Genomic DNA, 13436 nt, shown 5'->3' with positions numbered 1-13436 from the left:
TTCCCCTCGCTGGCGGATGAACCGCGCGCTCAACCGATCACTTTGCGGACAACGTCCAGCAATTTTTGCGGGTCGAAGGGCTTGACCAGCCAGCCCGTCGCACCCGCCGCGCGCCCCTGGTTCTTCATCGTGTCGCTCGATTCGGTGGTCAGCATCAGGATCGGCACTGACTGGTATTGAGGAAGGGCACGGAGTTGCTTGATCAGGGCCAGACCGTCCATGCGTGGCATGTTCTGGTCGGTAAACACGAGATCGAAACGCCCGGCACGGGCCTTATCGAGGCCATCCTGTCCGTCGACCGCCTCGGTCACCGTGTAACCGGCGTCTTTCAACGTATAGGACACCATTTGACGGATGGACGCGGAGTCATCCACCGTGAGGATTGTCTTCGCCATGGCATGCACTCTGGAAATCGCTTTGATTCTGCTCCCGAGGTGCCGCCGCCCAGCGGCGTACCTCGCGCCCTGATCCCTGCCACGGATGCGGAAACCGCGCCAGAGCCGGTGCACACTCTAACCTGTTTGCATGGCGGACAGCCAGTGATCGGCGGTCGATTCGGATCGCAGCGAGAATAGCGGAAATTGGAAGACAATCATGCCGTTCAAGGCATAGAGGGGCGTGGCGGACAGCCGTCAGTCAAGTTGGGACAATAAATTTCCAATCGGCTGCCAGGTTGATGCGTCGAGCTCGCGAAACATCAAACCCAAACCACTGCCGCGGCGGTGGACCACGAATGCCGAGAGCCGGATAATTTGCCCGCCATCCGGCATTTCAATGGCGAGTTGGATATCGACGCAACCATTGCCATGTTCATGATCGCAAGCGAGCGTTTCGATGAACATCCCACCTCTGCCGACATTCACCGCGACGCCCGATTGGCTCGGTCGATCCTGAAACCGCAGCTGCACGGGGAGAGCGACGTTAACGCGTTGGCCCAGTCGATGATCCATCGGTTTCACAGATGTCCTGGCAGGCCCCACGTGTTACGTCAGCGTTTGGCATACCTTAGAGTTCAGGACAGATCGCCTGGCGGTGGACGCCAGGCAATTTCGTGGCTGGTTAGTGACCGCGCCAAGACACCGACGTGATCTGGCGAGGGCCGCGAGCATTTGGCTCAACCCGGAGCGGCGTGTTGAGCACCTCCCAATGGTTCGCGGATGCCGCGTCTCTCCAACGCTCCGCTTCCTGTTTGACCTGCACGGAGACCGACGAAAGCGTTCCTGGAGTCGCGCCCTGGATCTTGCTGTCGAGTTTCATCATCATGCCTCGCGAGGATAGAGGTAGGACTGTCACCGCCCAGTTTGGCGCAATCCCAAGTTCAGACGCGCAACGCCTGACTGGCGTTGGTCGTTATCGGCATTTTCCAAGGCGGTCCTTTCAACTCAAGCGTCCATATCTTTGATCAAGCATAGTTTAGTACATGATTTCAAAGTATCCGTAAAACTACTCAATCGATTGGTTCGCGAGGACATTGGCGCTTCGCTGAAGCCGCTTCGCAAATTGCCGAGAAACGACACAATTCGGCGAAGTTCGCCGCGGACATTTTTAGCATCATGCGTGAGCGATGGTTTTCTACGGTACGATGACTGATGGCAAGTTCGCGGGCAATATCCTTATTGGTCAGCCCTTGGGTGGTGAACGACATGATCTCTTGCTCACGAGGCGTCAATTGGCGGAAACGCCGCAGGATCTCGCTTTCCGTGGTGGCCTCCGCATGCCGCTTGCAATCCTCATTCAACGCCGTCTCGACCCGCTGAAGCAAAGTTTCCCGATTGGCGGGCTTTTCCAGAAAATCGATCGCACCACCCCGGATTGCCCGCACGGTCGTCGGGACATCGCTGAAAGCGGAGAGAAAAATGATCGGTAAGAGACAATGACGCTCCAGGAGCAGATTCTGCAGATCGATCCCGGTCATCTCGGGCATTCGCTGGTCCAACAGCAGACAGCCACGTTCCAGGGGCGATAAACCATCCAGAAAATCTTGAGGAGAGGCGAAACTCCTGACTCGATAACCGGCCAGTTCGAGAATCAAGGCGAGCGATTCCCTTATCGCCTGATCGTCATCCACAATAAAAACCGTCTGTACTTCGTTCATTCGGTGGCCTTCTGACAATCGACAGGAAAAAGGGAACCGGGCCGTGCGCCCTTGATCGCCCTTGATCGCCCAAGCATTTTAAGCCGCGCCGGCGTCACATGTCTTGAGCGAAAGCCAACCTGCCCAACCAGTCGAAACGGCGTGGAATGTTGCGAACACAGTTTAACAATAGACGATCGGCGCCAGGCGAAACCGTGCATCCTGTCGCGGTATCATACCCGGATGATGCAGAACACCTGTGCCTATCTTGCTATTGGCTCCAATCTCGACCCGCTGCGGAACATTCGCCGCTGCCTGGATCTGTTGCGGACGATCCCCGATTCAAGGATGGTGGCGGAATCCTCCTGGTACCTGACCCGCCCCTGGGGGATCGTGTCGCAGCCGGATTTCGTCAACCTGGCGGTCGCCCTGGAGACACGGCTTTCGCCACGGCAATTGCTCGCCGAGACACAAGCCATCGAGACCCGCCTGGAACGTCTCCGCGACCTGAAAAACGGCCCAAGGACCATCGATCTGGATCTTCTCTTCTGCGGTGACGCGATCCTCGATGACCGCGATCTCAAAATTCCGCATCCGGGTTTACTGCTCCGTGATTTCATGCTGGTGCCGATGATCGAAATTGCACCCGAGACCATTCACCCGGAATTCGGACTCCCGATCGGCGAGTTGACGCAGAAGATCCAGTACCATCAGATCATTTCGCGCTTACCCCACGCACAATAAACGCATTCGATACCGCCGGCTTACGTGCGCGGGTAAAGTTCCGGAAGCGGATCGGCTGTCCGCGTCGTTCCGTCCTTCACCGTGCCGCCGAGCCAGAGCGCCAGCGTTTGCCAGGCCGCCGCGCCATCCCAAACCTCGCCGGGCGGGGCATAGATGGCGCGGTCGATCGCATTCAGGAGATCGCCGCTCGCCTCCCCACCCAACCGGCTGGCGAACTCGCTCAGTCCTTGCGGAGCATGATCGGGCCAGCGCGCCCGCGCCCAGTCGAGAAGTGCCGCGCGCGCGGCGCGCGCATCGCCGGCCAGACAGCTCTTTTCGACCTGGCGGCGGGCCGCGTTCAGGGACGCGGCTCGCCGGTCTTGCGCTTCATGAATCGGCTTGGCGACGGTCAGCCGCGCACGCCGCTCCCGACGCCACCAGAGGAGCGTTCCCAGCCAGGCCAGTCCCAGCAGGAGCGTGAGCCAGGGCCAGAAACCGGTCATGCCGACGCCGGGCTCTTCCGGCGACCTGGGTTGCCGCGCCGCATCCAGGGAGGATTCGACGCTTTCCGTCGGCTCGGTTGTGGATGCGATGTCGGTCGCGGGCGACGGCGCGGCGCCTCCGGATGGCGCGGCGGCCACCTCCAGGGTACGCGCCGGGACGACGGCAACCCGCGGCTCGTCGGCGACCGTGTCCCACCAGGGCAGCCGAATCTCGGGCAGGGTGAGCGCGCCGGCGCGCGTCGGCACCAGCGCGACCTTGAAACTCTTAATGGCCGTGGGGACCGACGCACCGGACAGATCCTCGCCCTGAGGTTGATCCGGATAGACCTGAACGCCATCCAGCGCGCCGAGATCCAGCGTCGGCAACTGGGCCGCGGTCACGCCCTGGGCGGTGACGGTCAGGGTGCGGGTCAGGGGTTCGCCCACCCGCAAGGTCGGCTGACTGGGTGTCCACTCGTCGGCGATCTGCACCGAGGTCGCCGGCAGCCAGGGCGTCTCGGAACCGTCCGGCTGGGCGCGGACCTGGATCGCCAGATCCCCCGCCCGGTCCACCAGCCGCCGCCCCGGATTGCCCAGACCCGGCATCGTCGGAAAGCCCTGAAAGAGCGACCCGCCAAACGCCTGATCCAGATCCGCGAAGGGGTCGCGCTGACGGCCCGCGCGGGTCTCGGGGATCACGGCCTCCAGCCGCGGACCCTGGATGGCGAGCGGACCGCTGCGATTGGGAATGACGCGATAACGACGCTCGATCGCCAGATAGCGCTGACCGTCGACGAACTCTTCGCCGCCGCGATCCTCGCCGATCCGTTCGATCGTCGCCCCCTCGGCAACCGGATCGGACAGTGTGGCTCGCAGCGGTTCGTCTTGAAAATACGCCCGCACCCGATACTCGAACGTCTGTTGAACATAGGGCGTTTTGGTGTCGGCATCGGCCTCCAGGAAAATGGGCCTGGATCCAGTCTCCGGGTCGCCGCTATTCGCTTCGGTGACCTCGACCGTCAGACTCTGGCTGAGTGCGTTTCCGAACGAAAGGGACGGAATCGACAAGGTACCGATTCGCTTGGGCGCCAGTTCCAGGGTCCACTGGCGGGTATGGGACATGGCGCCATTGACGATGCTCGTTGTCTTGCTTTGTCCGCGGCTCAGGATGTCGAAATCCTGCGTCAACGGCGCGAAATCGGGCTCGCCGCTCGTGGTGCCGTCCGCGATCAGCCTCAGGGTCAGGGTGTCCTGCGCGGTCAGACGGTGGCGATCCAGTTGCACCTGGAGAGTGGCAGCCCACGCCAGCGATGTCGCAAGCAGCAGGATCGAGAGACCGGACAGCAGTTTCAGTGGTCGGCGTTTTGGCATCACGGCAAACGTCCCTCTCGACGCAAATGTTGTAACAGAAAGCGTTGGCGCAGCAGTCCGGCCGGATCGTCGGGCACGCGTCGCAGTTGCGCCTCCATGGCCTGTTGCCGTTCGCGCTCCTGGGGGGTGAGCGAATCGGTGGCGCTGACAGAGGACTCAGGCTGCCCGGCCGGTCGCCGGTCAGCCGGGGCGGTCACGGTGGCGCCCGCAGTCTCGGCCTGTTTGTCGCTTGCGGGCTTGGATTCGTCCTGTTTTGTCCCGGCGTTGAGTGCGTCCGGGCTAAAATCGCTGGCGTCCGGGGGATTTGAATCAGGTTCCGACGCAGCAGCCGTCTCCGCGTCCGAGCCTTGTTTGTCGCCCTGGGGCGTCTTCTGTTCGCCCGCTGGTTCGGCATCTTCATTCGACGCGGATGCCGCCTCCTCGTTTTGATCGCCCCGCGAGTTAGTCATTTCCTGCTCGGATGCCGGATCGCCTTGGGTGGTCTTCTGCTCGCTGGATCCCGCCTCGCTCCGATCCTGCCCTTGATCCTGTTTCGGATCCTGCTTCTGATCCTGCTTCTGATCCTGATCCCGCCCGTCCCCCGAGGACTCGTCGCCATCTCCCTTCGATGGCCCTTGTTGCGACGGGTTCTGTTGTTGATCCGACGGGTTTTGTTGTTCGAGAAGCCTGCGTACCAGTTCCAGATTATGCCGGGCGTCGGCCTGATCCGGGTTGTGTTTCAAGGCCGCTTCATAGGCATCGACCGCTTCCTGAAACTGGCCGAGACGCGCCAGCGCGTTGCCCCGATTGTAATCCGCCTCCGGATCTTCCAGACCCGCGAGATCCTCCAGCGCGGCGGGATAATCGCCCGACCGATAGCGCGCCGCCGCCCGCCAGGAGGGGTCGCGAAACTGATCGGCCGCCGCCGGTGCATCGCCGGCCTCGAACTCACGCGCGGCCCGCTGATCGGGACGCGACCAGAGATCCGACCAGCCGACGGCGAATCCCGGACGCGGCGGCAGAATCAAGGCAAGCAACAGGACCGGCAGCAACCAGCCGCGCCGAAAGGCCAGCGCGGCCAGCGGCAACAGCGCCAGGAGGAGCCAGGGGCCTTCCTCGCGCCATTGATCGGCGGTCAGGGCCGTCTCTGCGATCCGTTCGCCCGGTTCCGGCCCAGCCGCGATCAGCGCCAGGGTATCGCGATCGCCCACCTCGGCCTCCAGATAACGGCCTTTGCCCGCCCGAGCCAGTTCGCGCAAGGTTTCCGGTTGGAGCCGGGCGAGCTGGAGACCGCCCGCATCATCCTGGAGGAATCCGCCCGTGCTGGACGGCACGGGCGCGCCTTTCGTCGTCCCCACCGCGAGCACCGACAGGCGGTGACCGGCGGCCTGGAGTCGCTGGGCGATCTCCAGCGACGCGGCCAGCTCGCCAACTCCGTCAGTGATCAGGACGATGTCCCCGCCCTCCCCTTGCGCGCGCTCCAGCATCTCGCCCGCCTGTTTGAGCGCCAGATCGGTGCGACGCGGCCCCGGGACCGGGATCAGATCCGTCGTCAACTGCGGAACCTGCGCGGCGATGGTTCGGGCATCGCCAGTGAGCGGCGAGACGACGAACGGCTCGGGACCGAAGGCGAGCAGGGCCACCTGACCCTCGGTCGATGCGTTCAGGAGATCCAGCAGCTCGAAACGCGCCCGCGCCAGCCGCGAGGGCGGCAAGTCGGCCGCGTTCATGCTGGGCGAGAGGTCGAGCAGGATGACCCTCTGACTGGCGGTGGAGAAGACGGGCTGCGGCAGTCGCTCCCAGACCGGACCCGCCAGCGCCAGCGCCGCCAGCGACCAGCCGAGTCCCAGCAGGACGAGCGGCCAGCGTCGGGATTTTCCCTCCTCGCCCACCAGCAGATGCGGCAGCAGATGCGGATCGACCAGATCCCGCCAGATCGACGCGCCGGCTTGCCGCTGTCGCCACAGGATCGCGAGCAGCAGCGCCAGTGGCAGGATGGCCAGCAGCCAGAGCGGACGGAGAAAATGGGCATCGAATGGCATGGCGGTCATTTTGTCGTCGTCAGTGGAGGTGTTCGCGTTGGGCTCCTGGGATCAGGCGCTAAACGCGCCCACGCCGAGCGGACCCAACCGCCAGCCCGACCGTCAGAAACAGGGCGGCGGCGGCCGGCCAGACGAACAGCGCGCGCTGGGGTCGAAAGGTCCGTTCGTCGCGCTCATTGGGTTCCAGTCGGTCCAGTTCCGCGTACACCGTCTCCAGTTCCTCGCGATTGGTCGCCGAAAAAAACCGCCCGCCGGTGATCTCGGCGATCTGCTTAAGCGTGGCTGGATCGTAGTCGCTGCCCTGGCGCATCAGGCGGATCCCGAAGGGTGTCCGAATCCCCATCTCGCCGCCGCCAATGCCGATGGTATGGATGCGCACGCCAGCCTGCGCCGCGAGCTTCGCGGCGGCCAGCGGATCGAGCGTGCCGGCGGTATTCTGGCCGTCGGTCAACAGCACCAGCACCCGCTGACCCTCGGGCTGTTCGCGCAGCCGCTTGACCGCCACCGCGATGGCGTCGCCGATGGCGGTCTCGCGCCCGGCCAGGCCGACCACCGCCTCGTTCAGCAGGGTGGCGACCGTAGCCCCATCGAAGGTCAGCGGCGTCTGAAGATACGCCTGAGTCCCGAACAGGATGAGCCCGAGCCGGTCCTGGTCTCGCCGCTTCACAAAATCGGTCGCCACCGCCTGCACCGCCGCCAGCCGGGTGACCGCGCGACCATTGAGTTCATAGTCTTCCTGTTCCATGCTGCCGGAGATGTCCAGCGCCAGCATCAGATCCCGTCCGGCGACCGGCAGACCGATGGGTTCGCCGATCCACTGCGGACGCGCGGCGGCCAGCACGAGCAGGGTCCAGGCGAGCACGGCCAGCAGCAGACGCGGCCAGGACGCGCCCGGCGACCGTGCGACCGTCACCGCCGGCAGTTCGGCATAGAACGGCAGCCGCAGCGCCGCCCCGACCCGAGAGCGGGCGCGCGGGAGCAGGGTCGCCAGGAACGGCAGCGGCAGCGCGAGCAGCACCCAGGGCCAGTCCAGTGTGATCATGGGCGAGGTTTCCGGTGAGCGTGAATCCAGTCGGCGGCCAGCCTGCTGAGTGGTTCGGGACCGACGTCCCGCTCGGCGTCGGCGTCCGGGCGATAGGCCGACTCCGCGAGCACCCGACCCGCGCCCTGCGTAAAACCGCCCCCGCCCCCGGTGGCGTCCAGAAAGGCCAGCCAGGCAGCTCCGCTGAGCCCGGCGACCTGCTCGCGCGGATACCGGACCAGCGCCAGACGGCGCAGCAGTTGAGAGACGCCCGCGACAAACCGGCGTCGATCGCCGTCGGTCGCCAGCGCCTTCCCGAGAGCGTCGAGTTGCCGAAGCGCGGCGCGCGTGCTCGCGCCCTGTCGATCCCAGCGACGCCAACCACGGATCGCGAGCCACAGGCCCACCAGAATCAGCCCAGCCAGCAGCCACCAGCCGGGCGCGGGCGGCCACCAGGACACCGGGTCGGGCAGATGCCAGTCGCGCAGATCGGACAGCGGATCGGGGTTCATCGCGGCGCACCCGCCACGCCAGCGCCAAACCGCGCGCCCAGTCCGCGCGCTAGCGCCGGTCCCACTGGTTCATGGGTCGCCAACCGCAGCAGATGGGCGCGGTCGCGTTGCGCCAGTCGCTGCAAGGTCTCCAAGCGACGTTGGAAATGTCCCCGATAGGCGTCCCGCAGGCGTGCGCTGGTCAGATCCAGGATGCCGGTTCGCGCCTCGGCGAGCGGGGCCTGCCGCGCGCCGTCCGCCACCGGGTAGCGTCCGGGCGGCGGCGCTTCGGATTCCAGCGCGTCATGCACCAGAATCAGCAGCAGTTCGCTGCCGGCCGCCAGTTGCGCGAGCCAGCCACTGTGCTCAAGCCGGATGTCCGCGAAATCGCTGATGACCGCCACCAGACTGCCGGGGCGAATCAGACGGGTCAGATGTTCGGCGGCCGCGACGATGGAACCATGACCGTTCCCGCCAGGCTCGCCTGGAGCTGCGGTCAGCCGATCGAGCAGCGGGAGCAGCCCGGCCCCACGAGCTGCGGGCCGGCGTTCCAGATGGCGGGTTTCGTCGAACACCAGCCCGCCGACCCGATCGCCCCGGTCGACCGCCGCCCAGCCGAGCAGCGCCGCCGCCTGCGCCGCAATCACGGACTTGAAGGCGACGCGGGTACCGAAGCGCATGGACACGCCCTGATCCACCAGCAGCCAGACCGGGCGCTCACGCTCTTCCCGAAACAGCTTGACGTGGGGCGTACCGGCGCGGGCCGTCACCCGCCAGTCCATGTTGCGCGGATCGTCGCCCGGTTGATAGACGCGCGATTCGTCGAACTCCATGCCACGTCCGCGAAAGCGCGAGAGATGGCCGCCGCTACGGGTCGCGAGCACCCGCCCGCGCGGCGCAAGATCGAGCCGCCGCGCCTGTCCGCGTAGGGCGATCAGCTCCTTGAGATCGGGACGGAGGCCGGCGGTCGCGGCGGTCTGGCGTGGAATGACAGTCATCATGAAGGCAGTGGAGGATCAGTGGTCCTGTGTGTCGGGTGCGGGATAAAAGCGGTTATCGAGCAGCTGATTGGCAAGATAGGGGCAATCGGCCGGAAAGGTCTCCGGCGGCAGGCCGGTTTCGTCGCTGGCCAATTGAACGGCATCGATATAGGCCTCGGCGATGGTTTCGGCCAGCAATGACTTGAGACCGGGCGATTTTTTCAAATGCTTTGTCACGCGGTTGCGCTGCTCGATGATGGTGGCGCGCCAACTGCGGCCATCGAATTCGCGCCAGCGCTCGGACAGGGTCTGGAGTTGATATTCCCATTTCAACAGATGCGCGAGCAGGATGGTCAGCCGGTTTTCCAGTTCGTGCTGATCGCTTTTGCTCATATCGCTCAGTTCTTCCAGCAGATGCTCGACATCCAGTTCCGCGTAGCGCCCGGCGCGCAGCAGCTCGGCATTCCGGGTTGCCCAGGTGGAATAATCGGTTTGATAGAGTGTGCTGAGTTCGGTCATTTCGTTTACCTGGAAGAATTTGGAGATTGCCTCGGATCGACAGTGAAAAACTCCGGGACAACCAACATTCACGAACAAGCCTATCATTGCGTGATCGCAACCCAACGGAGACGCCTCGATGTCACTGCAACCCAAGCCGAGACCGACGTTCGAGGATTGGCTTGCGGCGGAGCGCGACGCGCTCGACTCCCGTTCCGAATACCTCGACGGCGAGGTCTTCGCGATGGCCGGCGCGAGCGAGAACCACAATCAGATCGTCTGCAATCTGGTGCGCGAGATCAGCTTCCAGATGAAAGGGCGTCCCTGCCGCGTCTATGCCAGCGATCTGAAGGTCCGTATCCCCGCCGGCAATGCCGGCACCTATCCGGATCTCGTCGCCTTGTGCGGCGAACGCCGGTTCGACGATGGACGCCGCGATGTCCTGCTCAATCCCAGCCTGATCGCCGAGGTGCTTTCGCCATCCACGGAAGCCTACGACCGTGGCGACAAGTTTGCCCTCTATCGACGGATTCCGACTCTGCAAGAGTACCTGCTCGTGTCGCAACAGCGGGTGCATGTCGAACGGTATAGCCGCGAACCCAACGAGCGCTGGGTTCTGACCGAGTTTACCGCCATGAACGACAGTGTCGCGCTCGCGAGCCTGGACTGCGCGCTGCGCCTGGACGACCTGTACGACAAGGTCGAATTCGACCCGCCAAACGCCGCTTAAGGCGCCGGCACCCGCGCCAGCAGCGCGGCAATGAAATCGTCGGGCCGCCGCCCCTCCGCCTCGGACTCATAGGACAGCAGCACCCGGTGGCGCAGAATATCGGGCGCGACCGCCTGGACATCCTCGGGCGAGACATAATCGCGACCGTTCAGCCAGGCCAGCGCGCGCGAACAGCGATCCAGCGCGATGGTCGCGCGCGGGCTGGCGCCGAAGCGCAGCCAACCGTCCAAATCCCTGGAATAGGCGCCGGGGTTGCGGGTCGCCATGACCAGATGCACCAGATAGTTCTCGATCTCGGGCGCCATGTAGAGCCCGAGAATGGCCTGCCGCGCGGCGAAGACCTCGGCCTGACTGACCACCACGTCGGGGCCGCCCGGCCGCTCGCCGCGCGCCTCGTCGCGATTGAGCCGCAGGATCGCGCGTTCCGTCTCCAGGTCCGGATAATCGACCCGCACATGCATCAGGAAGCGGTCAAGCTGCGCCTCCGGCAACGGATAGGTGCCCTCCTGTTCGATCGGATTCTGGGTCGCCATGACCAGGAATAGGCGTGGCAGCGGATAGGTTTCGCGCCCGACCGTCACCTGACGCTCGCCCATCGCCTCCAGCAGGGCCGACTGCACCTTGGCCGGGGCGCGATTGACCTCGTCGGCCAGCAGCAGATTGTGAAAGATGGGTCCGCGATCGAAGCGGAAACTGCCATCGTTCGGCCGATAGATCTCGGTGCCGGTGAGGTCCGCCGGGAGCAGATCCGGGGTGAACTGGATACGATGGAAATCGCCCTCCAGTCCGGCCGCCAGATCCTTGATGGCCGTGGTCTTGGCCAGACCCGGCGCGCCTTCCACCAGCAGATGCCCATCGGCGAGCAGCGCGATCAGCAGCCGGTCGATCAGGGTGCGCTGACCGAGGATGGTCCGGGCGATCCGCTCGCGCAGGGCAGCGAACCGGGCCGCCAGATCGGTCGGGGAGGTGGCGTCGGGAACCGCCGCGAGCGGGGCTGGTTTGAGATTTTGGTCCAAGGTTGTTGGTTCTCCATCTGGATTCGATCTGTTTAGCCGCCGGGCCTTTCGAGTTGGCGGGTCGTCGCATGAATCTTGCCGGTCGAGCGCCTCACCCTGGCAACACCTCGAATCCCATGTCGGCGAAATGGGCATCGAAGGTAAAGGCGCGATTGATGCCGATCCGACGCATAAGTTGAAAGCTCACGCAATCGACCAGGCTCAAGCGACGACGTTCAGCCGTCAAGAGCGCCTGCATGGCAGCCTGATGATCCGCGGGCGTGACCCACTCCAGCACGATGACCGGCAGAAGATCGTCAATCAACACGCGCAACGCCTCCATCCCCAGACGCGCCTGAACCAGCGCGCAAGACTCCATGAGGATGTAGTTTCCGGTCACCAGGCGTGGCGGACGACGGCCAGACAACCAGTCGATCCAGGCGATCCGCGCCCGTTCATGAGCCAGATCGTCGCGGTCGAGGAGTGCGTAGAGGGCCGACGTATCGACGAAAATCACGCCCGATAGCTCTCGGCCAGATAGTCGTCATGCCGGGCGGAACCGTCGCGCGTCCCCGAGGCAAAACGTCCGGCGGCCATGATCGCGCGCCGCCTCTTCGCCTCATCGCCGCTTCCTGCCTGGTTGCGCTCCCACTCGCCGACGGCCTGCCGCACGAGCGCGGACACCGACACCTGCTCCTGTGCGGCATGGCACCGGAGCGACTGAAGCTGATCTTCGGTGAACTGGATCTGGACCCGAATCATCGGAATGCCATCAATGATCAAATGAATGATGGCATTTTAGGGAACCTCGGCCGACTCGACAAGTCGTTCCAGCAAATCGCCAGGACGCTGAAGGAGCATGTCAGGTCCGGCGGCGGCCAGTCGCTCCAGCGACGTATAGCCCCATCCAACCGCGGCGAACCGGACCCCGGCGGCGCGAGCGGCCTCCAGATCGCGCAGTTCGTCGCCGACATAGAGCAAATCCTTCGGCTGAATCCCCTGCCGGCGGAGCAGAACGCGCAAGGCGGTGGCCTTGCCGAATAGTCCGGTGCCCGCGACGATGAAATCGAACCCGTCCAAACCATGCCGCTCGCAATAGGCAAGCACACTGGATTTTGCGTTCGACGACAGCACGCCGAGTCGGAAACCGCGTCGGGAGAGTTCCTCCAGCACCCCGGCAATGCCTTCGATCGGCGGCGTTTCCAGCAGTTCCGCGCGCATCGCGCCGCGCATCCGGCTCGCGAGTCGGGGCACCCGATGCAAGGGAACGCCCAGCACCCGGATCACCTCGCGGACATGCAGCCCGCGCAGTTCGTCGAGCCGCTCGCGGGTCAGCGGCGCGCAACCGAATTGCGGGCCGACGTGCTGGAAGGCATGGAAGGCGGCATCGACGCTGTCGACCAGCGTGCCGTCGAAATCGAAGCAGACGATCATTGACACCGCGTTCGGCGTCCATTCACGAGCAACGCCTGTCTCGCCACGCACGATCTAACCGACCTGAACCATCAACTCCGCCCCCGCCGGCAGCATCTCGACCTTCGCCCCCGAATGGATAAGCTGCTCGGTCTCCATCACCTCCATCACCGCATCCAGCACCTCGGGATCCTGTTGGGCAATGGCGTTGAGCGCCTCGCCGACGATCGCGGGACGGGTCGCGGCGGCCTCCGCCATCTGTTGCGAGACGTTGAAGGCGGTTTCGCTCTTGATCAGACCGACCCGGTTTTCGCCGTCCTGCTTCATGGCGCTGGTGACCTGCACCAGACGCTTGACGACCTTCTCGGTGATGTTGTCGACCATCTGCCGATCGGTGAAGGCAACTTTACGGATGTAGACCGAGCCCAGTTGATAGCCCCATAGCTCGGAGAGCGGCGACACGGTGGCGCGCACCCGCCGGCTCAGTTGATGACGGTCCTCCAGCATCTTGTCCATCTCCAGATTGCTCAGGGTGGAGATGGTGGAACTGGCCACGTTGGCCTGGAGCGAGGCGTCCGGATTGGCGTTGCGGAAGAGATAGGCGACCGGATCGCTGACCCGCATCTCGTACCAGATG

The 13436-nt window shown here is 64.5% G+C and carries 16 protein-coding genes; 2 read left to right on the top strand and 14 right to left on the bottom strand.

Annotation, left to right across the window (positions count from 1 at the left end):
* Positions 1-29: 29 nt before the first annotated feature.
* The 3 genes from QZY07_RS12280 to QZY07_RS12270 all read right to left on the bottom strand — a co-directional run bounded on the left by QZY07_RS12280 (position 30) and on the right by QZY07_RS12270 (position 2095).
* Positions 30-395 (bottom strand): response regulator, encoded by a 366-nt coding sequence (locus QZY07_RS12280; RefSeq protein ID WP_295402920.1) that lies wholly within the window; start codon positions 393-395, stop codon positions 30-32.
* Between the two features lie 237 nt (positions 396-632).
* The gene (locus QZY07_RS12275; protein ID WP_295402916.1) at positions 633-950 is read right to left on the bottom strand and encodes a PilZ domain-containing protein; all 318 of its coding nucleotides are present in this window, start codon (positions 948-950) and stop codon (positions 633-635) included.
* 497 nt (positions 951-1447) lie between these two features.
* Positions 1448-2095, bottom strand: a complete 648-nt coding sequence (locus QZY07_RS12270) for a response regulator (protein WP_295402913.1) — start codon at positions 2093-2095, stop codon at positions 1448-1450.
* Between the two features lie 222 nt (positions 2096-2317).
* On the opposite strand from QZY07_RS12270, the gene folK reads away from it, so the two are divergent.
* On the top strand, positions 2318-2818 hold the full coding sequence (folK, locus tag QZY07_RS12265; RefSeq protein WP_295402912.1) for a 2-amino-4-hydroxy-6-hydroxymethyldihydropteridine diphosphokinase: 501 nt from the start codon (positions 2318-2320) through the stop codon (positions 2816-2818).
* Positions 2819-2838: 20 nt separating this feature from the next.
* Here folK and QZY07_RS12260 read toward each other — a convergent pair whose 3' ends face one another.
* Genes QZY07_RS12260 through QZY07_RS12235 form a run of 6 tightly spaced genes read right to left on the bottom strand, consistent with a single transcriptional unit; the run spans position 2839 to position 9682 of the window.
* Positions 2839-4650 carry a BatD family protein gene (locus tag QZY07_RS12260; protein WP_295402909.1) on the bottom strand — a complete coding sequence of 604 codons (1812 nt, stop codon included), beginning with the start codon at positions 4648-4650 and terminating at the stop codon, positions 2839-2841.
* A complete protein-coding gene (locus QZY07_RS12255) occupies positions 4650-6680 on the bottom strand; it encodes a VWA domain-containing protein (protein ID WP_295402908.1) in 2031 nt (676 codons plus the stop codon). Before QZY07_RS12255 ends, QZY07_RS12260 begins: the two co-directional genes overlap by 1 nt.
* Before the next feature lie 49 nt (positions 6681-6729).
* Positions 6730-7713 carry a VWA domain-containing protein gene (locus QZY07_RS12250; protein ID WP_295402905.1) on the bottom strand — a complete coding sequence of 328 codons (984 nt, stop codon included), beginning with the start codon at positions 7711-7713 and terminating at the stop codon, positions 6730-6732.
* A complete protein-coding gene (locus tag QZY07_RS12245; protein WP_295402903.1) occupies positions 7710-8204 on the bottom strand; it encodes a DUF4381 domain-containing protein in 495 nt (164 codons plus the stop codon). The genes QZY07_RS12250 and QZY07_RS12245 overlap by 4 nt, the downstream gene beginning before the upstream one ends.
* Complete coding sequence (locus tag QZY07_RS12240; protein WP_295402900.1) at positions 8201-9184, bottom strand: DUF58 domain-containing protein; 984 nt, start codon at positions 9182-9184, stop codon at positions 8201-8203. Before QZY07_RS12240 ends, QZY07_RS12245 begins: the two co-directional genes overlap by 4 nt.
* 15 nt (positions 9185-9199) lie before the next feature.
* Complete coding sequence (locus QZY07_RS12235) at positions 9200-9682, bottom strand: DUF29 domain-containing protein (protein WP_295402898.1); 483 nt, start codon at positions 9680-9682, stop codon at positions 9200-9202.
* Positions 9683-9800: 118 nt separating this feature from the next.
* On the opposite strand from QZY07_RS12235, the gene QZY07_RS12230 reads away from it, so the two are divergent.
* Positions 9801-10391: a Uma2 family endonuclease gene (locus QZY07_RS12230; protein WP_295402895.1), complete on the top strand. Its 591-nt coding sequence runs from the start codon at positions 9801-9803 to the stop codon at positions 10389-10391.
* Here QZY07_RS12230 and QZY07_RS12225 read toward each other — a convergent pair.
* The 5 genes from QZY07_RS12225 to QZY07_RS12205 form a co-directional block, all read right to left on the bottom strand.
* On the bottom strand, positions 10388-11344 hold the full coding sequence (locus QZY07_RS12225) for a MoxR family ATPase (RefSeq protein ID WP_363184147.1): 957 nt from the start codon (positions 11342-11344) through the stop codon (positions 10388-10390). The genes QZY07_RS12230 and QZY07_RS12225 overlap by 4 nt on opposite strands.
* 154 nt (positions 11345-11498) lie before the next feature.
* Positions 11499-11903 carry a PIN domain-containing protein gene (locus QZY07_RS12220; RefSeq protein ID WP_295402890.1) on the bottom strand — a complete coding sequence of 135 codons (405 nt, stop codon included), beginning with the start codon at positions 11901-11903 and terminating at the stop codon, positions 11499-11501.
* A complete protein-coding gene (locus QZY07_RS12215; RefSeq protein ID WP_295402888.1) occupies positions 11900-12148 on the bottom strand; it encodes a hypothetical protein in 249 nt (82 codons plus the stop codon). Before QZY07_RS12215 ends, QZY07_RS12220 begins: the two co-directional genes overlap by 4 nt.
* A 36-nt stretch (positions 12149-12184) precedes the next feature.
* Positions 12185-12820 (bottom strand): HAD-IA family hydrolase, encoded by a 636-nt coding sequence (locus tag QZY07_RS12210; RefSeq protein WP_295403019.1) that lies wholly within the window; start codon positions 12818-12820, stop codon positions 12185-12187.
* Between the two features lie 54 nt (positions 12821-12874).
* On the bottom strand, positions 12875-13436 hold a 562-nt coding region (locus tag QZY07_RS12205), incomplete at its 5' end, for an SPFH domain-containing protein (protein WP_363184131.1).

This window comes from uncultured Thiocystis sp. (genome assembly GCF_903866365.1).
Classification (GTDB): Bacteria; Pseudomonadota; Gammaproteobacteria; order Chromatiales; family Chromatiaceae; genus Chromatium.
Note: the sequence above shows the minus strand (reverse complement) of the source record. Positions and strands in the feature narration are given on the sequence as shown.